This is a genomic window from Kitasatospora sp. NPDC059408, from assembly GCF_042751525.1.
Classification (GTDB): Bacteria; Actinomycetota; Actinomycetes; order Streptomycetales; family Streptomycetaceae; genus Kitasatospora.
On the sequence record NZ_JBHYWI010000034.1, the window covers coordinates 16535 to 39856 of the forward strand.

The window sequence follows — 23322 nt, forward strand, 5'->3', positions numbered from 1 at the left end:
AACGGTCGGTCCGATGATCAGTCGTGCGTAACCGACCACCCGCACCGCTCGTTGGCCAATGTGCAAGCCGCCACCACGCGTACGGTCAAGCCGAATTGCGACCCGTCACCCGATGGAGTGGCTTTGGCCCGCCGGGGCAACCGTCCGGCAGGCCGGGGTGTCGACAACGACGAAGGGAGGTGTGGCCCGTGACGGCAAACGTGCTGGAGCACCGACGGGCGAAGGCCTTCGCCGAGGCGCTGGAGGCCCACCAGGCAGAGCAAGGCGGCACGGCCGACGCCGAATCGGCCAACACCGCTACCACTGGCCAGAGTTCCGCCGCGATGGCCGAACTGGTCGGCCTGGCGGGCGCGTTGGGCACACTGCCCGGCCCGGCACTCGACCCGGAGGTACGGACCGTCCAACGCGCCCAGCTGATGGCCGCGTTCGAGCAGGCCTTCGCCGGCGGACCGGGCGCCGCGGTGCCCCGCCAGCGTCGGCACCGCGCGGTCCGAACGGCCCCGCGCGGCCGCTGGAGCCGCCGCTTCGCGATCGGCGGCCTCGTCGCCGGCCTCGCCGTCGGCAGCCTCGCGGGCGCCGCCGCCGCCAGCACCAGTGCCCTCCCGGGGGGACACGCTGTACGGCATGAAGCGCGGCCTCGAAGGACTCCGGCTCGACCTGGCGGGCTCCGACTCCGAGCGCGGCGAACTGCTCCTCGACAACGCCGCGACCCGGCTCAAGGAGGCCAAGAGCCTGGTGGGCCGCACCGACGGGGCGGGCGCACTCAGCCCGGGCACCGTCGACCAGGTCCGCCGCGCACTGGACGACATGCACGCCGACGCCATCAAGGGCCGCGACCTGCTGCGCTCGGTCTACCGGAGCAACGGCTCGCTCGACCCGATGCGGACACTGGCCGGCTTCGCCCACGACGAGGACGGTCGCTGGACCGAGCTGGAGGGGCGACTGCCCTCCCAACTCACGCCGCAGGCCCACCTGGTGAACCAGCTCTTCGACGACATAAGCGAGGACGTCGCGCCCCTGCGCCTGGCCCAGCCCACCGCCCCCGGCGGTGCACCGGCCGACGCGGGAGCGGGCGGCGACACCGCCGGACCGAACCCCGGTGGCACCGGCCCGGCGCCGTCGGGCGCCACCGGCACCGCACCGGGCGCACCCGCCCAGGGCGGCAGCACCGGCACGGCCGGCGGCAACCGGCCCGGCGGCACCGAGCACCCCTCGGCCGGCGCCGGGACGCTCCTGCCCGGCGGCACCGGCGCCAAGGGCAACGGCCTGACCGGGAACCTGCCCACCAGCGCTCCCGACGCCGTCAACGGGCTGGTGGGCAACCTCACCAACGGGCTCACCGGCGCCAAGCAGCAGCCCTCGCCCAGCACCGACGCGGCGCCCGGCGGCCAGTCGCAGCAGCAGCCGACCGCCACGCCCAGCGCCGCCACCGGCGGCCAGCAGCAGGGCGTCGACGTGCCCCCGCTCATCCCGGGGCTGCTGCCCGGGCTGCGGATCCTCGGCGGCTGACGCACCGGGCCGGCACACCACGGTCGAGGGCCCGGCGGGGCGAACCCGCTGGGCCCTCGGCCGTCGTCCTGGCGTCGGAAGAGCCACAGAGCCACAGAGCCACAGCGCTGCAAGGGGCCACAGCGCCAGGGGAACCGGCTAGAAGAACACCGAGCGCCGCTGCACCAGCAGCTTGTAGAGCGTGTGCTGGATGGTCTCCCGCACCTCGTCCGCCAGGTCGAAGACCAGCATCGGATCGTCCGCCGCCTCGGCCGGGTACCCGTCGGTGGCGATCGGCTCGCCGAACTGGATCGTCCACTTCGTCGGCAGCGGCACCGCGCCGAGCGGGCCCAGCCACGGGAACGTCGGCGTGATCGGCACGTACGGCAGGCCCAGCAGCCGGGCCAGCGTCTTCAGGTTGCCGATCATCGGGTACGTCTCCTCCGCCCCGACGATCGAGCACGGCACGATCGGCACCCCCGCCCGCAGCGCCGAGGAGACGAACCCGCCGCGCCCGAAGCGCTGGAGCTTGTACCGCTCGGCGAACGGCTTGCCGATGCCCTTGAAGCCCTCCGGCCACACCCCGACGACCTCGCCGCGCTCCAGCAGCGCCTGGGCGTCCTCGTTGCAGGCGAGCGTGTGGCCGGCCTTGCGGGCCAGCTCGTTGACGCCCGGCAGCACGAACACGAGGTCCGCGGCGAGCATCCGCAGGTGGCGGTGGTTCGGGTGGTGGTCGTGGATGGCGACCTGGGTCATCAGGGCGTCCAGCGGGATCGTCCCGGAGTGGTTGGCGACGATCAGCGCGCCGCCCACGGCCGGGATGTGCTCGACGCCGCGCACCTCGATCCGGAAGTACTTCTCGGCCAGCGGGCGCAGCAGCCCGAGCAGGACCTCCTCGGTGAGCTCCTGGTCGAAGCCGAACTCGTCCACCTCGTAGTCGCCGGTGAGGCGGCGGCGCAGGAAGGCCAGCCGCTCGGCGGCCCGGCCCTCCCAGCCCTTGCCGAACAGCCGGGTCGCGGCCGGGCCGAGCTGCCCGGACAGCGCGCCGCCGACGGCCCCGGCGAGCCGGTCGGCGAGGGCCGGGTGGTCGGGGTCCGGGGAGGTCCAGCTGGGGGCGGACTCGATCGGGATGACCTTGGCCTCGCCCGGCGCGTTCTCTGCTGCGGCACTCATGGCGGGTTCAGCTCCTCGGTCGGGTGGGGCGGTCGGTGCGGTCGCGATCTGCGCGGTCGCGGGCGGTGCGGCCGCGGGCGGAGCGGTCGCGGTCGGCGGGGCCCGCTTCGGGGCCGAGCAGCCCGGTCAGCCGGTCGGTGACGGCGGCGAGCCGTTCGGGCGGCAGGAGGCCGGGGCCCCGGGCGGCGGCGAAGTCGGCGAAGGCCTCCGGGGTGGTGAAGGCCGGGCGGTAGCCGAAGGTCTCCCGCAGCCGGGTGGTGTCCACGACGCGCCCGTGGGTGAGCAGCCGCAGCTGCTCGGCCGAGACGTCCACCAGGCGGGTCTGCCGGGCCAGGCCGGCCATCCAGCTGACCGCGGGCAGCAGCAGCGGGAGGGTGGGCCGGCCGAGCCGGCGGGCGCACTGGGAGAGCAGCAGGACGCCGTCCCCCGCCACGTTGAAGGTGCCGGTGTTGACGGTGCCCGGCGCGGGCTCGCCGGCGGCCCGGCAGAGCACGGCGACGGCGTCGTCCTCGTGCACGAACTGGAGCCGCGGGTCGTAGCCGAGGACGGTCGGCAGCACCGGCAGCGCGAAGTACTCGCTCAGCGGGGTGTCGGCGGCGGGGCCGACGATGTTGGCGAAGCGCAGCACCGTCACCGCGACGTCGGGCCGGCGGCGGGCGAAGCCGCGGACGTAGCCCTCGACCTCGGCGGCGTCCTTGGCGAAGCCCCCGCCGGGCGGGTTCTTCGGCTGGATCCGTTCGGTGAACACGGCCGGGTCGCGCGGGGCCGAGCCGTAGACGCCGGTGGTCGACTTCACCACCAGCCGCCGCACGCCCGGCGCCTTCTGGCAGGCGCCCAGCAGCTGCATGGTGCCGATCACGTTGGACTCCTTCACCGCGGAGCGGTTGGTGGAGCCCAGCCCGGTGGCGGAGACGCTGAGGTGCACGACGGTGTCGACCCCGTGCTCGGCGATCACCCGGGCGACCGCCGGGCGGCGCAGGTCGAGCTGGTGGAAGCGGTAGGGCGCGGCCGGACCGTCCGGGTCCTCGACCGGGCGACCGGGCGGCTGCACGTCGACGCCGACCACCAGGTCGACGTCGGGCCGGCGGCGGACCTCGGCGACGAAGCGGGCCCCGAGCTGCCGGGCCACACCCGTGACGAGCACGACGACGCCCACAGTGCTCCACCCCAATCCTCGACCCGAGCGGCCTGCGTGCACCGTACCGCGCCGCCGCGACGGGCCGTGAAACGACACCGCCCGCCCAGCCCACGAGGGGCCCGGGCGGGCGGTGGTAGCGCACGGCGCGCAGGGCGCGTCCGGGGGCGCTTACTTCTTGTTGCGACGCTGAACGCGCGTGCGCTTCAGAAGCTTGCGGTGCTTCTTCTTGGCCATACGCTTGCGACGCTTCTTGATGACAGAGCCCACGGAACAACCCTCGCTCACTGAGACTCTCGTCCGTGAGAGACGGAGTCCATACGACTGACGTGAGGGCCTAGCCTACCGTCCGGTTGCCCGGGGCTGTAAATCGCGCCCCCGTCCGCCGGGGAACACGCGGGAAATCCGTGGCAAACGGGTGCGGAGCCCACCGCGGTGAGCCCCGCACCCGCGCGCCCCGTCCTACGCGCTTTCGAGCCGCACGTAGGACTCCTTGAGGTACTCGTGCACCGCCTGCTGGGGCACCCGGAAGGACCGTCCGACCCGGATGGCCGGCAGCTCTCCGCTGTGCACCAGGCGGTACACCGTCATCTTGGACACCCGCATGACCGCGGCAACCTCCGCCACGGTCAGGAAGACGACTTCCTGCAGGGGGCGTTCGCCGGAACTCATGACCATCACCCGACCCTTAACCCGTGTGCAAGGCACCGGCTTCCCCTCCGGTGACTCCACCGGCACACGTGTATCCCCAGAGTAGTTATGGGTGGTACCAGTGGGAAGAGGGGGAAGCGCAGTCCTCGTACGGTGAGAGATAGTCCTGTTGCAGTACGTAGTCACTCGGCGGTTCGTAGCAGTGGGCGTGCGCACAGCCACCGCGCGGGGCGTCCGGGGCGCCGGTTTCAGGCCAGCAGGCCGTGGTGGGGGAAGACGGCGCGACGGCTGGCGAGGATCGCCTGGTCCAGGCGGTCGGCCGGATCGTATCCCGCGTCGAAGTCGCGCCACACCGGGCGGGCGCCGTCGGTCATGCGCAGCGGGGCGGGGCGGCGGGTGCGGCGGTAGACCTCGGCGCGCCACGGTTCGGGGGTCTCGGTGGCCGGGTCGACGGGGTGGCCGGCGGCGGTGGCGACGAGGTGGGTCCAGGTCCGCGGGACGACCTCCACGACGGCGTAGCCGCCCCCGCCGGTGGCGACCCAGCGGCCGCCGGCGTGGCGGTGGGCGAGGTCGTGCAGGTCCTCGGCGATCAGCCGCTGGGCGTCGACGGTGACGGCGAGGTGGGCGAGCGGGTCCTCCAGGTGGGTGTCCGCGCCGTGCTGGGTGACCAGGACGTCCGGGCGGAAGGCGGCGAGGAGTTCGGGCACCAGGGCGTGGAAGGCGCGCAGCCAGCCGGCGTCGCCGGTGCCGGCCGGGAGCGGCAGGTTGGCGGCGCCGCCGGGGGCGTCGGGGCCGCCGGTCTCGGTCGGGAAGCCGGTCTGCGGGAAGAGCGTGGCGGGGTGTTCGTGGAGGGAGATCGTGAGCACCCGGGGGTCGTTCCAGAAGGCCTGCTGGACGCCGTCGCCGTGGTGGACGTCGACGTCGACGTACGCGACGCGCTCGGCGCCGAGTTCGAGCAGGCGGGCGATGGCGAGCGCCGGGTCGTTGTAGATGCAGAAGCCGGAGGCCTTGGCGGGCATGGCGTGGTGCAGTCCGCCGGCGAAGTTGACGGCGTGCGGGGCGTCGCCGCGCCAGACCGCCTCGGCGGCGGCGACGGACTGGCCCGCGATCAGGGCGGAGGCCGAATGGATCGCCGGGAAGGCCCAGTTGTCGTCGGTGCCGAGCCCGTGCCGGACGTCGTGCCGGTCGGGGTTGGCGGCGGCGTGCTTGACGGCCTCGACGTACTCGCGGGTGTGCACCAGCTGGAGCGTCGAATCCCCGGCCGGGGGCGCCGCCTTGACGGTCACGCCGGGCGCGGTGGCCAGTCCGAGGGCCTCGACGAGGCGCATGGTGAGGGCCAGCCGGGTCGGGTCCATCGGGTGGCCGGGGCCGAAGTCGTAGGCGGTGACGGCCTCGTCCCAGAAGAGGTGCAGGCCGCAGGGGAGGTCACGCTCGGCTTCGGGCATGGCCTCCACCGTAGTGGGTGGTGGTCCGCGGGCGGCCGCCGGGCCGGGGCGAGTCCCGGGGGCCGGGGTTCAAACCCGTACGGGAAAGGCGGCTTGAAGCGGAAGGTCAGGAGCGGTCGCCGGCCGGGGCCGCGGCGGTGGCGGCGGTGCCTGCGGGGAGCGTCGCGCGGGCGGGCCGGCGGCCGGCGAGGCGGCAGCCGAGGCAGTCGGGGTGGCCGTGCCGGCCGGCCGGGTCGGGGGTGCGCCAGTGCCGCTGCCCGGGCGGGCGCGGGCCGGTGGGCTTGCCCCGGCCGGCGACGTGGAGCAGCCAGGCGGCCACCGCCCCGAGGGCGACGACCAGGCCGCCGGCCCAGAGGCCGGGGACCGAGCCGGCCACGAGGGCCACGCCCGCGACCGCGGAGCCGAGGATCACGACGACGGAGCCGGTCCAGCCCGCGACGGTGTGTCCCATGTCGTGTTCGCCGTGTGCGCCCATGTCTCCTCTTTTGGTGTGATGGACGGGTTCGCCGGGGCTCGACCCCGACAGACGTTTTATCTCACGAGATAAGTTACTTAGATGCTAAGGAGATCCCGGGTGAAGGGCAAGCCGCGCCCCCAGGCGTCGCCCGAGCAGGCGCTCTACGCGATGGACCGGATGATCGCGCTCGCGCAGTTCGGGCAGCAGGACATCGCCGCGCGGCTCGGGCTCAACGTGACCGACCTGACCTGCCTCGGCTTCGTCATCGAGGCCGCCCTGGCCGGTGAGGCGCTCGCCGCCGGCGACCTGGCCGAACGCGCCCAGCTGACCACCGGCGCCGTCACCGGCGTGCTCAACCGGCTGGAGAAGGCCGGGTACGCGCACCGGGAGGCCGACCCGGCCGACCGCCGCCGGGTGCGGGTGGTGATGGCCGACGACGCGCAGGCGCGCATCCTCCAGGTCTACGGGCCGTTCTACGAGCGCGTCGGCGCCCTGTTCGCCGACTACACGCCGGACGAGGTCGCCGTCCTGACCGACTGGTTCACCCGCGCCCGCGCGATCCTGCGGGAGTCCCTGGACGAGATCCGCGCCGAGTGAGACGCCGAGTGAGACGCGGGGTGGGGGCCCGGGGCCTGAAGACAGGCCCTACGCCTCGGCGGGCGCCAGGGCGGCGGGCGCCGGGGCGAAGCGGTCGGCCAGCGGGAGGACGGCGAGCACCAGCACCATCGGGGCGAGCAGCGCCCAGCGGTAGGAGCTGCCGTCCGCGATCGCGCCGACCAGCGGCGAGCCGATCAGGAAACCCACGTAGTTGAAGAGGTTGAGCCGGGCCACCGCGGCGTCCGAGTCGGCCGGGAACAGCCGCCCGCCGGCCGCGAACACCTGCGGGATGATCGCGCAGATGCCGAAGCCGAGCAGCGTGAACCCGGCGATGCCCGCCCACGCCGCGGGCGCCGCGGCGGCGGCCGCGAAGCCGAGCGCCGCCAGCGCCGCGCCGCCGCGGACCACCGGGACGGCGCCCCAGCGCTGCACCGCGCGGTCGCCGAGGGCGCGGCCGAGCAGCATCGCCACCATGTAGCCGAGGTAGGACAGCTTGGCGACGTCCTCGGGGCTGCCCAGCCCGTCGGTCAGGTACTTGACGCTGTAGTTGGAGACCGAGGCGTCCGCGATGTACGCGAAGGCCATCGCCAGGCACAGCGGCAGCAGCGGCCGCCACGGGATCGAGCGGGCGGCGGCCTCCGCTGCCTCCCGGACGGCGTCGCCGAGTTCGGCGGGCCCGGCGAAGCGGGTGCCGACCAGGACGGCGAGCGGGGCGATCACCGCGGCCGCGGTGCCGAACAGCAGCGGCAGCCCGAGGTCGTAGTGCGAGCCGAGGCCGGCGACGGCCGCACCGAGGATGCCGCCGAGGCTGAACGCGGCGTGGAAGCCGATCATGATCGAGCGGCCGTAGCGGTGCTGGAGCCCCACCCCGAGCATGTTCATGCTGGCGTCCAGCGCCCCCACCAGCAGCCCGAACGCCCCCAGCGCGATGGCGAGTTGCCACAGCTCGTCGCCGAGCCCGACGCCCGCGAGGCTGAGGCAGACGCCCGGCTGGACGACCCGCAGGACGGCCCGCGCGCCGGTGCGCTTCACCAGCTGTTCGGAGGTGATCGAGCCGACGCCCGCGAGGATCGGCACGGCGGCCAGGAACACCGGCAGCAGCCCGTCGCTCAGCCCGTACCGGTGCTGGATCTCCGGGATGCAGGTGACCAGCAGCGCGAACGTCGTGCCCTGGAGCAGGAAGCTCAGGGCCAGGGCGGCGCGGCCGGCCCGCAGGCGGGACGGGACCCCGGCACTCGACGGGAACGCAGGACTCATGCGGGAACCTCGCTACCGGCCGGTACGACGATGTTGGCGAGAGCGTAGGTGCCCGGGAGGACTTTGGGGAGAGGGTGCGCAGCGCTTTCCGCGCTCAGCCCAGCAGCGCGGGCACCTCGGCGAGGTCGGCGATCAGCCCGGTGGCCCCGGCGGCCGTCAGCTTGGCCGGATCGGTGAGCGCGGTGTAGCCGTACACGTCCATGCCGGCGGCGCGGGCGGCCAGCACGCCGTTGGGGCTGTCCTCCAGCACCAGGCAGCGCGAGGGGTCGACGCCGAGGGTGCGGGCGGCGTGCAGGAACAGGTCGGGCGCGGGCTTGCCGACGCCGACGTCCTGCGCGCTGAAGATCCGCTCCTCGGCGAAGTGCCCGCGCAGGCCGGTGACGTCGAGCGCGGTGCGGATCCACGCGTGGTGCGCGGAGGAGGCCAGGCAGTACGGGACGGCACGCCGCTGGAGCTCCTTCAGCAGCGCCTCCGCGCCCCGGACGGCGGTGAGTTCGGCGCCGAACGCGTCGAAGACCCGGCCGTGGAAGAGCTCGTCGAAGCCCTCGGGCAGCGTCGCGCCGTCGTACCGCTCGGCGATCACGTCGTGGATGCGGTGGGCGGCACAGCCCATGAAGTCCCGGTAGCTGTCCTCGATCGTCGTCGGGTGGCCGAGTTCGGTCAGGTACTCGGCCAGCACCCGGTTGGAGAGCGGTTCGCTGTCCACCAGGACGCCGTCGTTGTCGAAGATCACCAGGTCGTAGGCCATGCCGCCGAGCCTAACCGGACGGACGTTCGAGGCGGTTACTTCCCCCCGGAGGCCAGCTCGCGCGAGCGGTCCCGGGCCGCCTCCAGGGCGCCCAGCAGCGCGGCCCGCACCCCGTGGTTCTCCAGCTCGCGGATGGCCGCGATGGTGGTGCCGGCCGGGGACGTGACGGCCTCGCGCAGCTTCACCGGGTGCTCGCCGGAGTCGCGCAGCATCACCGAGGCGCCGATCGCGGACTGGACGATCAGGTCGTGCGCCACCTGCCGGGGCAGGCCGAGCAGGATGCCGGCGTCCGTCATCGCCTCGACGAGGAAGTAGAAGTAGGCCGGGCCGGAGCCGGAGAGCGCGGTGGCCGCGTCCTGCTGGCTCTCGGGCAGGCGCAGCGCCTTGCCGACCGAGCTGAAGATCTCCTCGGCGCGCACCAGGTGCTCCTCGGTGGCGTGCGAGCCGCCCGAGATGACGCTCATCCCCTCGTCCACCAGGACGGGCGTGTTGGGCATCACCCGGACCACCGGGGTGCCGGCCGCCAGCCGCTCCTCGAACCACGCGGTGGGCACGCCGGCCGCGGCCGAGATGACCAGCCGGTCCGGGCTGACGTGCGGCGCGAGCTCCTCCAGCAGGGTGCCCATGTCCTGCGGCTTGACGGCGAGGATCAGGGTGTCGGCGAGCTTGGCGGCCTCGGCGTTGGAGACGGCCACGACGCCGTGGCGGTCGGCCAGTTCGGCGGCGCGCTCGGGGCGGCGGGCGGTCACCAGGACGTCCGCCGGATCCTTGCCGGCCCGCAGCAGACCGGAGAGCAGGGCCTCCCCGATCTTGCCGGTGCCCAGGAAGGCGATCTTCTGTCCGTGCGCTGCGCTGCCGCCCATGGCCGCTCCTAACCTCGGTACTGCTGCCATCCTCGCACCGCGCGGCAGCCCCCGGCGGGACCGTCCGGCCTGTGGTCCCTTACGGAGAAACTCGGGGGTTTCCCCTATGGCCCCGGGGCGTCCGCAGGAGCACCGTGGGGGTATGGCACACGACGAGATGTCCCGACGTGAGAACCGGCAACTCGCCGTCGCCTCGGCGACGATGGGTCCGTGGCGGACGGCCGCGGGGGTCGGTGCGGTGGTGGGGGCGACGGCCCTGGGGATCGACGCGATCACCGGGCACTGGTCGCTGAGCATCCTGGCCGGACCGGCCGGCTGGGGTCTGTTCTTCTTCTTCCTCGTCGGCACGCTGGGCGGCCAGTTGCGACGCGACACCGGCGACCGGCGGCTGCGGCGGTGGGCCGACGCGCACCCGTGGCAGGCGGCGCTCCCGGCGGCCGGCGGACTGCTGCTCCTGAACACGCTGGCGCAGCTGTTCCTCGGCGACGCGGGCGTGTTCGCCGCGTTCTTCGAGTCGCTCATCCCGGCCGGGATCCTGCTGGCGATCGCCGGTGTGGTGGGGTCGGTGAAGCAGGCCCGCAGCAAGGGCTGAGCCTCCCCCGCACTGCTCCGACCTGGGCAAACGGGGCAAACCTCGGCACTCCGTGCACGAGTTCACCACAAGGTGTGCCCCCGATCGACCGGTCGTCACACCCCGTCGGCATACTGGCGCGATGCCGATCGCCGAAGATCCAGAACCGCGCCCCTCGGAGGGCGGTGAGCCGGGCGGGTCCGACCCGTCCGGAGCGGGCGGGAAGGACCCGTTCGCGGACCTCGTCCTCGACGACGAGTTCGTCAAGGGTGCCGCCGTCACGGAACAGTCCGGCCGCACCCGGATGCTTGCCGCCCAGTGGAAGCACACCCCGCCGGTCGACCCGGGCGGCCGCCGGTCGGTCGACGACGGCCCGGCGGCGCCGAAGCGCCGGTTCGGCCGCAAGCCGAAGCTCCAGGCCGTCGACCCCTGGGGCAACCCGCGCCCGCCCAAGCGTCGGGTCCTGGAGTGGCGCACGCCGCTCTTCGCCGTCCTGGCCATCGCGGTGCTGGTGGCGGCGCTCAACATCGAGGGGCTGCGGAACTGGTACCAGGGCGGTTCCGCCGGCTCCTCGGCGTCCCACACCCCGGTGCCCACCGTCGCCCCGGAGACGGCCAAGCCGACGACGGCGCCGCCGAAGGTCGACGCCGACCAGCCGACGGTCGACCACCCCTGGGCCGGCTCCCCCGCCGAGGGCTGGCCGAACGGCGCGGACGCCTTCGTGCTCCCCGACGCCAAGGCCACCGGCGTCTTCTCCGCCGACCAGGTCGCCGCTCAGCTCCAGCTGGTCAAGGACTACCTGACCGCCGCCAACCTGGACCCGCAGGTCATCGCGGGCGGCCGCCCGGAGGCCGCGCTGGCGCTGCTGGACCGGGCCGAGCGCGACCAGGCGGCCGCCGCCCTGGCGACCCCGTCCAAGGAGAACGACCCCACCAACTGGTTCAGCCGCTTCGACCCGCGCGAGGCCGTCCAGGTCGGCGGCGTGGTCAAGGTCCAGGGCCGGATCGGCTTCGAGGGCGACGGCGACAAGGGCGTCCTGGTGCACGCCGACTTCAGCTACGTGTACGCGGTGCGTCCGGGCCCGGACGCCGCCAAGCGGGCCGCGTCGCCCGCGCCGTCGGCGAGCGGCGGCCCGAAGCCGACGAAGCCGGCCGCGCCCGGGACCCAGGACCCGGCGGCCAGGCCGGTGGGCCTGGTGCTGCCCGCGGCCGACGTGGCCGGGGACACCTGGACCACCCGGACGGTCGTGCGGCGGGTCGAGAACTTCCGCTTCTACGACCCGGCCCGCTACCAGGTCAACCCGAAGAAGATCGCGTTCGGCGAGGGCGGCGGCTCGGACTCGGCCAACTCGGCCTGCGACGTCTACGACGGCTTCTACCACCCGCAGTTCGCCCAGTTCGACCCGGTCCGGCAGGACACCCCGGGCTCCCGGCCGACCGGCCCCGCGACCGACCCGTACGACCGCAGCAAGGACCTCGTCCCGAGCGACCAGTGCGGCACGGTCAGCCGCAACTGACCGTCAGCGCTTGCGCTTCCCGCCGGACCGGCCGCCGCGGCCGGTCCGGCGCTTCTCGTACTGCTCGACGGCCCGCTCGTACCGCGCCCGCCGGACGCCCTCGCCCGGGGCCTCGGTGAGGCTGCGGACGAAGTAGGCCAGCAGGGAGCCGACCCCGCCGATCATCCAGACCGCGCCGAGCGAGCGGTCCTCGGTCATCCAGCCGGTGAGCCGGTCCTTGCCCTCGGCGAGCACCTTCCAGGTGCGCAGCGCGGCCAGCAGCGAGCAGAGCGCGACGGCCAGCACCAGCAGGGTGTTGAGGAACCCGCCCTGGGCGGAGAGCGCGACGCCCTCGACGGCGAGTCGCAGCACGAACGCGGCCGCCGCGGCGATGACCAGCGAGCCGGCGGACACGGCGACGCGGCGCGGCCAGTAGCCGTGGTCGCGGTGCACCCAGCTGGTGCCGAACCAGCGGATCGGCTCCGGCTGCGGGGCGGCGGGGTCCGGGGCGCCGGCGGGGTTCGGGGCGGGGGTGGGGGGCTGCTCGCTCACGCCGCCGATTATCCCCCGGTTGTCCCCGGCCCCGGACGCGCGAGGAGGAGCCGTCCCGTGGTCCGGGGCGGCTCCTCCTCCCGCGTGTGGTGCGAGTGGCTCAGCCGAGCTTGGTGACGTCGCGCACGGCGCCCTTGTCGGCGGAGGTGGCCATCGCGGCGTAGGCCCGCAGGGCCTGGCTGACCTGGCGCTCGCGGCTCTTCGGGCGGTAGCCGCCCCCGGCCTCCAGCGCCCGGCGGCGCTCGGCGAGCACCTCGTCCGGGACCTCCAGGGAGATCGTCCGGCCGGGGATGTCGATGGCGATGGTGTCGCCGTCCTCGACGAGGGCGATGGTGCCGCCGGAGGCGGCCTCCGGGGAGGCGTGGCCGATGGACAGGCCCGAGGTGCCGCCGGAGAAGCGGCCGTCGGTGACGAGCGCGCAGGCCTTGCCGAGGCCGCGGCCCTTGAGGAAGGAGGTCGGGTAGAGCATCTCCTGCATGCCGGGGCCGCCCTTGGGGCCCTCGTAGCGGATGACGACGACGTCGCCCTCCTTGACGCGCTTGGCGAGGATCGCCTCGACCGCGTCCTCCTGGGACTCGACGACGACGGCCGGGCCGCTGAAGGTCCAGATCGACTCGTCGACGCCGGCGGTCTTCACGATGCAGCCGTCCTCGGCGAGGTTGCCGTACAGCACGGCGAGGCCGCCCTCGACGGAGTAGGCGTGCTCGACGCTGCGGATGCAGCCCTTGGCGGCGTCGGTGTCCAGCGACTCCCAGCGCTCGGACTGCGAGAAGGCCTCGGCGGAGCGGACGCAGCCGGGGGCGGCGTGCCACAGCTCGACGGCCTCGGCGGAGGGCGAACCGCCGCGCACGTCCCAGGTCTTGAGCCACTCGGCGAGCGAGTCGGCGTGCACGGTGTGGACGTCCTCGTTGAGCAGCCCGGCCCGGTACAGCTCGCCGAGGATGGCGGGGATGCCGCCGGCCCGGTGGACGTCCTCCATGTAGTACGAGCCGTTGGGCGCGACCTTGGACAGGCAGGGCACCTTGCGGGAGATCGCGTCGATGTCCCGCTGGCCGAAGTCCAGCTCGGCCTCCTGGGCGGCGGCGAGCAGGTGGAGGATGGTGTTGGTCGAGCCGCCCATGGCGATGTCGAGGGCCATGGCGTTCTCGAACGCGGCGCGGGTGGCGATCGCGCGGGGCAGGACGGAGGCGTCGTCCCGGCCGTAGTGGCGGTTCGCGATCTCGACGACCGTCCGGCCGGCGTTCTCGTAGAGGGCGCGGCGGGCGGTGTGGGTGGCGAGGACGGAGCCGTTGCCGGGCAGCGAGAGGCCGATCGCCTCGGTGAGGCAGTTCATCGAGTTGGCGGTGAACATGCCGGAGCACGAGCCGCAGGTCGGGCAGGCGTTCTCCTCGATGATCGCGATGTCCTCGTCGGAGACGTTCTCGTTGACGGCCTGGGAGATCGCGTCGACGAGGTCGAGCTTGCGCACGGTGCCGTCGACGAGGGTGGCCTTGCCGGCCTCCATCGGGCCGCCGGAGACGAAGACGGTCGGGATGTCGAGCCGCAGCGCGGCCATCAGCATGCCCGGGGTGATCTTGTCGCAGTTGGAGATGCAGATCAGGGCGTCGGCGCAGTGCGCGTTGACCATGTACTCGACCGAGTCGGCGATCAGGTCGCGCGAGGGCAGCGAGTAGAGCATGCCGCCGTGGCCCATCGCGATGCCGTCGTCGACGGCGATGGTGTTGAACTCGCGCGGGATGCCGCCGGCCTGCTTGATCGCCTCGGAGACGATCCGGCCCACCGGCTGGAGGTGGGTGTGGCCGGGGACGAACTCGGTGAAGGAGTTGGCGACCGCGATGATCGGCTTGCCGAAGTCCTCGCGGGCTACGCCGGCGGCCCGGAGAAGCGCCCGGGCGCCTGCCATGTTGCGACCGTGGGTGACCGTACGGGACCTCAGCTCGGGCACTGTGCTCCACTCCTTCGGGGCTCGCGCGCGGCCCCGCGGGCGGGAGGTGCGGGAACCGCTGTGGCTACCGAGCCTACGCCCGCCGTCCGGGCCGCGGACGGTCCGTCCGCGATGCGGTCAGGCGGCGGGCGCACGGGCACGCGGACCGTACGGCCGCACGGGGGGTCAGGACGGCGTGACGGCGACCACCAGCTCCAGGGTGAACGGCTCGGTCACCCAGCCCCCGGGGAACTCGGCGAGCGTGGCCTCGCGCTCGGCGGCGAGGACCGGAGCGCGCTCGGCCGGGTCGAGCGAGGCCAGGTACGAGCGGGAGGTGAGGTCGGTGATCACGTGGTCGACGGTGACCCGCCGCTCCCAGCGCAGCACCGTGCGCTCGACCGCGAGGCCGGCCGGGGCGAAGTGGCTGGTGTGCTCGCTGATCCCGCCGTAGCCGTGGTAGCGCTCGGGCAGCGCGGCGGCCATCCGCTCGGCCCGGGCCCGGACCCACGGGACGGTCTCGTCGTGGACGTTCCACCAGGTGGCGAGCGCGCCGCCGGGGCGCAGCACCCGGATCGCCTCGGGGACGGCCAGCTCGGGGCGGGTCCAGTGGAAGGCCTGGGCGTAGGTGATCAGGTCGGCGGAGCGGTCGTGGAAGGGCAGGTCGTCCCCGGAGGCCCGGACCAGCGGCAGGCCGGGCGAGGAGGCGAGGTACTGGGCTGCCATGCCGCCGTTGGGCTCGACCCCGACGACGTCGGCGCCGCGGGCGGCGAGCAGCCGGGTGGCGATGCCGGTGCCGGCGCCGACGTCCAGGACGCGGGCGCCCTTGAGGGCGCGGCCGGAGAGCCGTTCCAGGGCGTCGAAGAGTCCGTCGGGGTAGGTCGGGCGGCCGCGGTCGTACTCGGCGGCGACCCCGCCGAAACTCTGAGCGAGCTCCCGGAAGTTCTTTGCCTCCGTCATGTCTCCCCCTACGTGCGGCAGTTGGTGCCCGGTGGGGCACGTGGGTTCAGCGTACGCGCGAGGGGGTGGCCAGGTGCAAGCGGGTGAAGGCGAGCGCCTCGGCGAGGTCGGCCTCGCGTTCGGCGGGGGACGCGGAGCGCCGCGTGTTGACCTCCAGCACGACGTGGCCGTCGAAGCCGGTGCGGGCGAGGTGTTCCAGCAGCTCGGCGCAGGGCTGGTTGCCGCGGCCGGGGATCAGGTGCTCGTCCTTGCCGGAGCCGCTGCCGTCGGCGAGGTGGATGTGGGCGAGCCGGTCGCCCATCCGCTCGACCATCTCGAACGCGTCGATCCGGGAGGTGGAGACGTGCGAGAGGTCGATGGTGTAGTGCCGGTACGCCTCCTCGGTGACGTCCCAGCCGGGGGCGTAGGCGAGCATCTCGCGGTCGCGGTAGCGCCACGGGTACATGTTCTCGACCGCGAACCGGACGTCGGTCTCGCCCGCCATGCGGTTGATGCCCTCGACGAACTCCCGGGCGTACTGGCGCTGCCAGCGGAACGGCGGGTGGACGACGACGGCGCTCGCGCCGAGCTTCTCGGCCGCCGCCCGGGCGCGGACCAGCTTGGTCCACGGGTCGGTGGTCCAGACCCGCTGGGTGATCAGCAGGCAGGGCGCGTGCACGGCGAGGATCGGCAGCCGGTGGTGGTCGGAGAGGCGGCGCAGCGCCTCGATGTCCTGGCTGACCGGGTCGTTCCAGACCATGACCTCGACGCCGTCGTAGCCGAGCTTGGCGGCGAGTTCGAAGGCGACGGCGGTGCTCGCGGGGTACACCGAGGCGGTGGAGAGGGCGACCTTGGTGTCCGGGATGTGCAGGGCCGGGTGCGGGGGCAGCACGAGCCGGTCGGTGGTGCGCAGGAGGGGCGCCCGGGTGGCCTCGCGCTTGGCGGCCTTGACCGACTTCACGGACTGGACGGCGGCCTTGGCGGCGCCGGTGGCGCGGGCGGTGCGGGTCTCCTTGCGCGCCGGGGCCGCGGTGGCCTTCGGGGCGGCCTTCCCGGCCCCCGCCACGGCCTTCTTGGCCGTCGTCTTCTTGGCCGTGGCCTTCTTGGCGCCCTGCGCGGTGCGCTGGGCCGCCTTCACGGCCTTGGCGGCCTTGGCGGCGGTGGCGCCCTTGACGGTCTTGCCCAGCTTGCGGCGCGGGCCGTCCGGCCGCGGCTGCCCGTCGCCGGGGGCGCGGCCCTCCCGCGTCCCGTCGTCGCCCGCTGGTTGCACCACGGGAGACAGCGTAAGCGGACCGGCTCGCGAACGGCACCGAACGCCGGGCGAACGAGACGCGGCTCTCAGGCGCTCCCGGTGTCCTGCGGGGTGACGGCGCGGCCTGCGGATCAGGTGGTCAGCGCGGGCCGGCGGCGGTCGGCGGGGCTGTCCATGGCGTCCAGGCGGCGCAGGATGATGCCCTCGCGCAGGGCCCACGGACAGACGTCGAGCTCCTCAAGGCCGAAGAGGTCCATCGCGGCGTCGGCGACCAGCGCGCCGGCCAGCAGCTGCTTGGCCCGGCCCTCGGAGACGCCGGGGATCTGCGCCCGCTCGGCGACGGTCATGGTGGACAGCCGGGGCAGCCAGGCGGACAGGCCGGTGCGGGTGAGCCGGCGGTCGGCGTACGGGCCGGCGTCGGCGGGGGCGGCACCGGTCATCCGGGCGAGCTGCTTGAAGGTCTTGGAGGTGGCGACGGCGTGCTGCGGGGCGCCGAGCCGGGAGATCTCGCCGACGACGGTGGCCATCTCGGCGCGGACGTGGCGTCTGAGCTCGCGCAGCCCGTCCGGGTCGGCGACGTCGCCGGGCAGCCAGCGGGCGGTCAGCCGGCCGGCGCCGAGCGGCAGCGAGCAGGCGACGTCGGGCTGTTCGTCCAGGCCGCAGGCGATCTCCAGCGAGCCGCCGCCGATGTCCAGGTTGAGCAGCCGGCCGGAGGACCAGCCGAACCAGCGGCGCACGGCGAGGAAGGTGAGCCGGGCCTCGTCCTGGCCGGACAGGACCCGCAGTTCGACACCGGTCTCGGTGGCGACGCGGCGCAGCACGTCCTCCCCGTTGGCGGCCTCGCGGACGGCGGAGGTGGCGAAGGGCAGGATGTCGACGACGCCCTTGTCCTCGGCGACGCGCAGCGAGGAGGCGATGTGGCCGACCAGCCGCTCGACACCGGCCTCGCTTATCGCCCCGCGCTCGTCGAGCAGCTCGGCGAGACGCAGTTCGGCCTTGTGCGAGTAAGCGGGCACGGGGGCGGCGCCCGGATGGGCGTCCACCACGAGGAAGTGGACCGTGTTGGAACCTACGTCGAGCACACCGAGTCGCATAACTCTCCACGCTACGCGATCCGGCCGCGCCGGTGATCGGTCGCGGCGGTACTGCCTCGGCGCCGCCGCGGCACTGGTGCTGGTCGCAGGTGCCAGGGGGCGGCGGACGCCGGCGGGCGGGCCCGGCCCGGGTGGCCGGATCCCTCAGTTCCTGTGCGGTCCCGCCGGGCGGCCGGTGGGGCAGTTGGCGTCCAGCCAGCGGCGGGCCGGGCCGGGGGTGTCGGTGATCAGGCCGTCGGCGTCACGGCCGGTCATCAGCTGCCAGGACTCCTCGTCGTCGACGGTCCACACGTAGACCTCGTGCCCGGCCCGGCGCTCGGCGGCGATCCGGGAGGCGCTGGCCAGGGTGGTGTCCAGGGCGATGCCGCTCAGCGGCAGGTTGCCGGGGTTCTCGGCGATGGAGGCGCCCTGGATGAGGACGATCGGCAGTCCGGGCGCGGCCGCGTGGGCCACCCGCAGGTGGTCGGCCGAGAACGAGTACATGATGACCCGGGCGCCGCTGGCCGCCGCGAGCCTGGCGATCCGGACGACGTCCTCGGTCCGGCGCTGCCACTTGATCTCCATGAGCAGGGTGGCGTTGGTGCGGGCCATCCGTTCGAGCAGCTGTTCCAGGGTGGGGACGGGCTCGGCCGGGCCCGGTCCGATGGTCACCCGCAGGGCGGCTATCTGAGCGGCGGTCAGGTCGCCGATCGCGCCCTTGCCGTTGGTGGTGCGGTCCACGCTCGGGTCGTGCATCAGCACCGGGACGCCGTCGCGGGTGGTCTGGACGTCGGTCTCCACCCAGTCGGCACCCTGGCGCAGCGCCGTGTCGAAGGAGGCCATGGTGTTCTCGGGGGCGTTCTGCGGCGCGCCGCGGTGGCCGATCACCACGGGTCCGGTGCACGGCGGCGGCGCGCTCTCCGCCCGGGCCCGCAGCGCGGGTCCGGAGGCGCAGCCGGAGGCCAGGACGGCGAGCGAGGCGAGGACGGCGGTCCGGACGGCGCGGGGCGAGGCGGTCACGGCTCGGGGCTCCAGTCGGGCGTCGGGCGCCGCGGGCACGGACGCACGGGGCATCCAACACGCAACGGCTCGGAATCATCAAACCGAACGGACTGCCCGACACGGCCGGTGGTTCCCGCGGAGGCTCTACCCTTGCCGGGTGGCACCAGCAGAAACCTCCAAGAAGAAGTCCAAGGCGAAGGTCCCGGCCGCTCCGGCCCCGGTCGACCTGGCCATGCCGGCCCTGCGCGCCGAGGTCCCGCTCGACTTCCCCCGCGCCTGGGTCGAGTTCGCCGACCCCGCCGACGAGGAGCAGGTGTTCCGCTGCGACCTCACCTGGCTGACCTCCCGCTGGTCGTGCGTGTTCGGCCGCGGCTGCCACGGCATCCGCGAGGGCCGCGGCGAGTCGGACGGCTGCTGCACGCTGGGCGCGCACTACTCGGACGAGGACGACGAGAAGCGCGTCGCCGGCCACGCCGCCCGGCTGACGCCGGACATCTGGGAGAACTTCGCGCACGGCACCGACGGCAAGGGCCGGATCAAGGCCGACGGCGGCATCACCATGCTCGACGAGGACGGCGACCGCCAGACCCGCCGGGTGGGCGGCGCGTGCATCTTCGTGAACAGCCCCGGCTTCGCGGGCGGGGCCGGCTGCGCGCTGCACGCGCTGGCGCTCAAGGAGGGCCGCGAGCCGCTGGAGACCAAGCCGGACGTGTGCTGGCAGCTGCCGATCCGCCGCACCTACGACTGGATCGACCGGCCGGACGACACCCGCTACCTCCAGGTGACGATCGGCGAGTACGACCGCCGCGGCTGGGGCCCGGGCGGCCACGACCTGCACTGGTGGTGCACCGGCAGCCCGGAGGCGCACGGCGGGCCGGACCCGGTGTACGTCAGCTACCGCCCCGAGCTCACCGAGCTGATGGGCCGGGCGGGCTACGACGTGCTGGCCGGCCTGTGCGAGGAGCGGATCGCCACGAAGGGCGACCGCAAGGTGGCGCCGCACCCGGCGGATCCGGTCGGCAAGGCGAAGAAGAAGGACTGAGGGCCGGGCCCGGGGACCGTCCGTCCCCGGGCCCGCTCGTTCCCTGCTCGTCGCCGTACTCGTCGGTGTCTACTCGTCGGTGTCTACTTGTCGATGTCGCCGACGACGAAGAACATCGACCCGAGGATCGCGACCATGTCGGCGACCAGGGTCCCGGGCAGCAGTTCGGTCAGCGCCTGGATGTTGTTGAAGGACGCCGAGCGCAGCTTGAGCCGCCACGGCGTCTTGTCGCCGCGCGAGACCAGGTAGTAGCCGTTGATCCCGAGCGGGTTCTCGGTCCAGGCGTAGGTGCTGCCCTCCGGGGCCTTGAGCACCTTGGGCAGCCGCAGGTTGACCGGGCCGGCCGGCAGGGTGGCGAGCTTGTCGAGGCACGCGTCGGCCAGGTCCAGCGCGTTGAGCGTCTGCTCCAGCAGGCACTCGAAGCGGGCCAGGCAGTCGCCCTCCTCGCGGGTGACGACGGTGAGCACCTGCCGCAGCTCCTCGGAGCCGTACGCGAGGTAGGGCTCGTCGCGGCGCAGGTCGAAGTCGAGGCCGCTGGCCCGCGCGATCGGGCCGCTGACGCCGTACGCCTCGGCCTGCGCCCGGGTGAGGACGCCGACGCCGGCGGTGCGGGCGCGGAAGATCTCGTTGCCGAGGACGAGGTCCTCGAAGACCGGCATCTGGGAGCGGACGGTGGCGACGGCGGTGCGGACGCGGCCGAGCCAGCCGGCCGGAAGGTCCTCCTTGAGGCCGCCGACCCGGTTGAACATGTAGTGCATCCGGCCGCCGGAGGCCTCCTCCAGCACGTGCTGGAGGTCCTCGCGGCCGTGGAAGGAGTGGAAGATCGCGGTGATCCCGCCGAGCTCCAGCGGGTAGGAGCCGAGGAACATCAGGTGGTTGAGCACCCGGTTGAGCTCGGCGAGCAGGGTGCGGATCCACACCGCCCGCTCGGGCACCTCCATGCCGAGCATCCGCTCGACGCCGAGCACGACGCCGAGCTCGTTGGAGAAGGCGGAGAGCCAGTCGTGCCGGTTCGCCAGCATGATGATCTGCCGGTAGTCGCGGGCCTCGAACAGCTTCTCCGCGCCCCGGTGCATGTAGCCGATGACCGGCTCCGCGGTGACGATGCGCTCGCCGTCGAGCACCAGCCGCAGCCGCAGTACGCCGTGCGTCGCGGGGTGCTGCGGGCCGATGTTGAGCACCATGTCGGTGGTGCCCGCCTCGCCCGTGATGTTCTCGGCTCCCGCCCCGATGCCGACCGTGGTCTCCCTCATGGGTTCAGAGTCTGCCATCCCACCAGGGGTTCCAGGCTCCGAGCCCCTACCAAATCTCCAGGGGTGGAATGCGGACGCTCTGCACGACCCAGCCGAAGGCACCCAGCCCGGCCGGGTCGGTGAGTTCGGCCGCCTCCCCGGCGCCGCCGAGGGCCCGGAGGTAGGCCACCGGGTCGCTGGAGGCGAGGGCGAGCGGCGGGCGCCCGCCGCTGACGCCGAGGCCGCGCAGGGCCTCGCGCTGCGTCGTCCACAGGCTGTGGACAGCGGGGACGGCGATCGAGTCGAGCGCGACGTGCGCGGTGACGTCGCACGAGCCGTTCGGCACGGGGGCCACCTCGCGGCCGTCCCGGAAACCGGCGCGGGTGCCGAAGAGCGGACGGCGGGCGGCGGTGTGCCCGTAGTCGACGGCGACGGCCAGGCCGCGCTCCAGCCCGGCCACGGCGTGCGCCCAGGCGGCGTCCCGGGGGCCGCCGAACTCCACCAGGTCCCCGGGGTGTTCGACCGGCCACCAGCGGGCGGCCCAGGCGGCGTCGGCCTCCGAGACGGGCTCGCCGAGCCGCTCCCGGCCGGTCTCCGTCTCCACTTCGACGTACCGGAGCACCCCGTCCTCGTCCACCTCGCCGGCGTCCAGCGGCACGTTGTCCAGCCACTCGTTGGCGAACAGCAGCCCGCTGACGCCCCGCGGCACCTCGCTCGTCCACAGGGCTGTGGACGGAAGTCGGGCCGGCCGGTCCGCGATCTCCACGCCGTACGGGCGCAGCCGCGCGCGCACGTCGTCCGGGACGGCCCCGAGCACCCCGGTCAGCAGTTCCCCCCGCCCGGCCCCGACGTCGACGAAGGCCAGCTCCTCCGGACGGCCGAGGGCCGCGTCAACCTCCAGCAGCAGCCGGGCCACCGCACGGGCGAACTCCGGCGAGGCGTGCACCGAGGTGCGGAAGTGCCCCGCCGGGCCCTCCGGCCTGCGGTAGAAGCCCGCCTCCTGGTCGTACAGGGCCCGTTCCATGGCGGGCGCCCACCGCATCCACGTCATGGGGCGCGACGCTACCGGCCGACCCCGGCCCCTCCCCAACCGGAGCCGGGGCTTCTCCGACCTACGGAGTAGGGCGGATCGCCCTACCGGCGGACCTGGACGGGTCGTGCGACTGCCTACGCTTGAGACGTGCATCGACTCAACGCCTGGCTCCGCCGTCACCCCATGGTGGTCGACGCCGCCTGGGCGGCGATCGTGCTCCTCCTCGGCCTCCTGCCGAACGACAACGTCTCCGGGGGCTGGCGGTTCGACGCGCAGATCGCCACCGCGGTGGCGCTGCCCGCGCTCATGGTCTTCCGCCGCCGCCTGCCCGACGTCGCGGTGGCCGCGGCCACCGCGATCGCCCTCGGCCAGGTCGGTCTCGACATCGACCCGGCCGCCTCCTCCATCGCCTACCTGGTGTTCGCCTACACCGGCGCCGCCTTCGGCCGCACCTGGACCTCCCGGCTGGCCCTGGCCGCCGGGCTGGCCGCCGGGCCGCTCGCCTACTGGCGGATGAACCCCGCCAAGACGCACTTCGCGGAGGACGGCGTCACCGCCGTCCGCACGCCGTACAGCATCGGCGAGGCGCTGCTCATCATGCTGCTGATGAGCACCCCGTTCATCCTCTGCTGGGCCTGGGGCCGGCTGACCCGGGTCCGCCGCGCCTACCTGACCGAGCTGGAGGACCGCGCCGCCCGGCTGGAGCGCGAGCGCGACGCCCAGTCCAAGGTCGCCGTCGCCGCCGAGCGGGCGCGGATCGCCCGCGAACTGCACGACGTCGTCGCGCACAACGTCTCCGTCATGATCGTCCAGGCCGACGGCGCCGCCTACGTCCTCGACAACTCGCCCCAGCAGGCCAAGGAGGCGCTCGGCACGATCGCCTCCACCGGCCGCCAGGCACTGGTCGAGATGCGCCGTCTGCTCGGTGTGCTGCGCACCGCCGACACCGCCGAGGAGTACGTGCCCCAGCCCGGCGTCGAGGAGCTGCCCGAGCTGCTGGAGCAGGTCCGCACCGCCGGCCTGCGGGTCGACTACGCGACCTCGGGCCACCCGCGCGAACTGCCGCGCGGCGTCGAGCTCACCGTCTACCGGATCGTCCAGGAGGCGCTGACCAACGTGCGCAAGCACGGCGGCCCCGACGTGCACGCCCGGGTCGCGGTCGACTTCGGGGAGCGCGAGCTCGCCGTCCTGGTCGAGGACGACGGCCGCGGCACCACCGACGAGCAGCTCGCCTCCGGCGGCACGGACGGCCTCGGCCACGGCCTGATCGGCATGCGCGAGCGGGTCGGCATGGTCAGCGGCAGCCTCGACGTGGGCCCGCGCCCCGGCGGCGGCTTCCGGATCCGGGCCGTCCTGCCCCTGAAGACGGCCCACTAGCCCGCCCGCCGCTCACCCC

Annotated in this window: 23 protein-coding genes; 6 read left to right on the top strand and 17 right to left on the bottom strand. The window is 74.1% G+C overall.

Features of this window, described 5'->3' with window-relative positions; genetic code table 11:
• Window positions 1-594: 594 nt before the first annotated feature.
• A complete protein-coding gene (locus tag ACFXDE_RS22715; protein ID WP_380496640.1) occupies window positions 595-1509 on the top strand; it encodes a DUF5667 domain-containing protein in 915 nt (304 codons plus the stop codon).
• Window positions 1510-1647: 138 nt separating this feature from the next.
• On the opposite strand, the gene ACFXDE_RS22720 is transcribed toward ACFXDE_RS22715, so the two are convergent.
• The 6 genes from ACFXDE_RS22720 to ACFXDE_RS22745 form a co-directional block, all read right to left on the bottom strand.
• Entirely contained in the window at window positions 1648-2661 is a 1014-nt protein-coding gene (locus ACFXDE_RS22720) for a lysophospholipid acyltransferase family protein (protein WP_380496641.1), read from the bottom strand.
• Between the two features lie 7 nt (window positions 2662-2668).
• A complete protein-coding gene (locus ACFXDE_RS22725; protein ID WP_380496684.1) occupies window positions 2669-3817 on the bottom strand; it encodes an NAD-dependent epimerase/dehydratase family protein in 1149 nt (382 codons plus the stop codon).
• Between the two features lie 150 nt (window positions 3818-3967).
• Complete coding sequence (locus tag ACFXDE_RS22730; RefSeq protein ID WP_003948845.1) at window positions 3968-4066, bottom strand: 30S ribosomal protein bS22; 99 nt, start codon at window positions 4064-4066, stop codon at window positions 3968-3970.
• Window positions 4067-4258: 192 nt separating this feature from the next.
• The gene (locus tag ACFXDE_RS22735; RefSeq protein ID WP_148644250.1) at window positions 4259-4468 is read right to left on the bottom strand and encodes a helix-turn-helix domain-containing protein; all 210 of its coding nucleotides are present in this window, start codon (window positions 4466-4468) and stop codon (window positions 4259-4261) included.
• Window positions 4469-4695: 227 nt separating this feature from the next.
• Window positions 4696-5892: an acetoin utilization protein AcuC gene (locus tag ACFXDE_RS22740; RefSeq protein WP_380496643.1), complete on the bottom strand. Its 1197-nt coding sequence runs from the start codon at window positions 5890-5892 to the stop codon at window positions 4696-4698.
• A gap of 106 nt (window positions 5893-5998) precedes the next feature.
• On the bottom strand, window positions 5999-6367 hold the full coding sequence (locus ACFXDE_RS22745; RefSeq protein ID WP_380496644.1) for an HGxxPAAW family protein: 369 nt from the start codon (window positions 6365-6367) through the stop codon (window positions 5999-6001).
• A gap of 99 nt (window positions 6368-6466) precedes the next feature.
• Here ACFXDE_RS22745 and ACFXDE_RS22750 point away from each other — a divergent pair, with 99 nt between their 5' ends.
• Window positions 6467-6946, top strand: a complete 480-nt coding sequence (locus ACFXDE_RS22750; RefSeq protein WP_380446795.1) for a MarR family transcriptional regulator — start codon at window positions 6467-6469, stop codon at window positions 6944-6946.
• 48 nt (window positions 6947-6994) lie between these two features.
• On the opposite strand, the gene ACFXDE_RS22755 is transcribed toward ACFXDE_RS22750, so the two are convergent.
• From ACFXDE_RS22755 to proC, 3 genes are all read right to left on the bottom strand, one after another.
• Entirely contained in the window at window positions 6995-8203 is a 1209-nt protein-coding gene (locus ACFXDE_RS22755; protein WP_380496645.1) for an MFS transporter, read from the bottom strand.
• A gap of 94 nt (window positions 8204-8297) precedes the next feature.
• Window positions 8298-8951: an HAD family hydrolase gene (locus tag ACFXDE_RS22760; RefSeq protein ID WP_380496646.1), complete on the bottom strand. Its 654-nt coding sequence runs from the start codon at window positions 8949-8951 to the stop codon at window positions 8298-8300.
• A gap of 35 nt (window positions 8952-8986) precedes the next feature.
• Complete coding sequence (gene proC, locus ACFXDE_RS22765; RefSeq protein ID WP_380446802.1) at window positions 8987-9814, bottom strand: pyrroline-5-carboxylate reductase; 828 nt, start codon at window positions 9812-9814, stop codon at window positions 8987-8989.
• A gap of 142 nt (window positions 9815-9956) precedes the next feature.
• On the opposite strand from proC, the gene ACFXDE_RS22770 reads away from it, so the two are divergent.
• Both ACFXDE_RS22770 and ACFXDE_RS22775 read left to right on the top strand, forming a co-directional pair.
• Complete coding sequence (locus ACFXDE_RS22770; protein ID WP_380446804.1) at window positions 9957-10406, top strand: hypothetical protein; 450 nt, start codon at window positions 9957-9959, stop codon at window positions 10404-10406.
• Window positions 10407-10527: 121 nt separating this feature from the next.
• Entirely contained in the window at window positions 10528-11901 is a 1374-nt protein-coding gene (locus ACFXDE_RS22775) for a hypothetical protein (protein ID WP_380496647.1), read from the top strand.
• A 3-nt stretch (window positions 11902-11904) separates the two neighbouring features.
• Here the strand turns inward: ACFXDE_RS22775 and ACFXDE_RS22780 are convergent, their stop codons facing one another.
• The 6 genes from ACFXDE_RS22780 to ACFXDE_RS22805 all read right to left on the bottom strand — a co-directional run bounded on the left by ACFXDE_RS22780 (window position 11905) and on the right by ACFXDE_RS22805 (window position 18637).
• Complete coding sequence (locus ACFXDE_RS22780) at window positions 11905-12432, bottom strand: hypothetical protein (protein WP_380496648.1); 528 nt, start codon at window positions 12430-12432, stop codon at window positions 11905-11907.
• A 100-nt stretch (window positions 12433-12532) separates the two neighbouring features.
• On the bottom strand, window positions 12533-14377 hold the full coding sequence (ilvD, locus tag ACFXDE_RS22785) for a dihydroxy-acid dehydratase (RefSeq protein ID WP_380442354.1): 1845 nt from the start codon (window positions 14375-14377) through the stop codon (window positions 12533-12535).
• A gap of 165 nt (window positions 14378-14542) precedes the next feature.
• Window positions 14543-15313 (bottom strand): class I SAM-dependent methyltransferase, encoded by a 771-nt coding sequence (locus ACFXDE_RS22790; RefSeq protein WP_380442356.1) that lies wholly within the window; start codon window positions 15311-15313, stop codon window positions 14543-14545.
• Window positions 15314-15359: 46 nt separating this feature from the next.
• Window positions 15360-16163 (bottom strand): sugar phosphate isomerase/epimerase, encoded by an 804-nt coding sequence (locus ACFXDE_RS22795; protein WP_329930204.1) that lies wholly within the window; start codon window positions 16161-16163, stop codon window positions 15360-15362.
• Window positions 16164-16675: 512 nt separating this feature from the next.
• On the bottom strand, window positions 16676-17638 hold the full coding sequence (locus ACFXDE_RS22800) for a Ppx/GppA family phosphatase (protein ID WP_380442358.1): 963 nt from the start codon (window positions 17636-17638) through the stop codon (window positions 16676-16678).
• Between the two features lie 144 nt (window positions 17639-17782).
• A complete protein-coding gene (locus tag ACFXDE_RS22805; RefSeq protein WP_380496649.1) occupies window positions 17783-18637 on the bottom strand; it encodes a glycerophosphodiester phosphodiesterase in 855 nt (284 codons plus the stop codon).
• A 139-nt stretch (window positions 18638-18776) separates the two neighbouring features.
• On the opposite strand from ACFXDE_RS22805, the gene ACFXDE_RS22810 reads away from it, so the two are divergent.
• On the top strand, window positions 18777-19661 hold the full coding sequence (locus tag ACFXDE_RS22810; protein ID WP_380442362.1) for a hypothetical protein: 885 nt from the start codon (window positions 18777-18779) through the stop codon (window positions 19659-19661).
• Window positions 19662-19744: 83 nt separating this feature from the next.
• Here the strand turns inward: ACFXDE_RS22810 and ACFXDE_RS22815 are convergent, their stop codons facing one another.
• Window positions 19745-20914 (bottom strand): NADH-quinone oxidoreductase subunit D, encoded by a 1170-nt coding sequence (locus tag ACFXDE_RS22815; RefSeq protein WP_380442364.1) that lies wholly within the window; start codon window positions 20912-20914, stop codon window positions 19745-19747.
• 46 nt (window positions 20915-20960) lie between these two features.
• Window positions 20961-21944, bottom strand: coding sequence for an SAM-dependent methyltransferase (locus ACFXDE_RS22820; RefSeq protein WP_380496652.1), 984 nt, complete (start codon window positions 21942-21944; stop codon window positions 20961-20963).
• Between the two features lie 165 nt (window positions 21945-22109).
• On the opposite strand from ACFXDE_RS22820, the gene ACFXDE_RS22825 reads away from it, so the two are divergent.
• On the top strand, window positions 22110-23303 hold the full coding sequence (locus ACFXDE_RS22825; protein ID WP_380442453.1) for a sensor histidine kinase: 1194 nt from the start codon (window positions 22110-22112) through the stop codon (window positions 23301-23303).
• Window positions 23304-23322 lie beyond the last annotated feature (19 nt).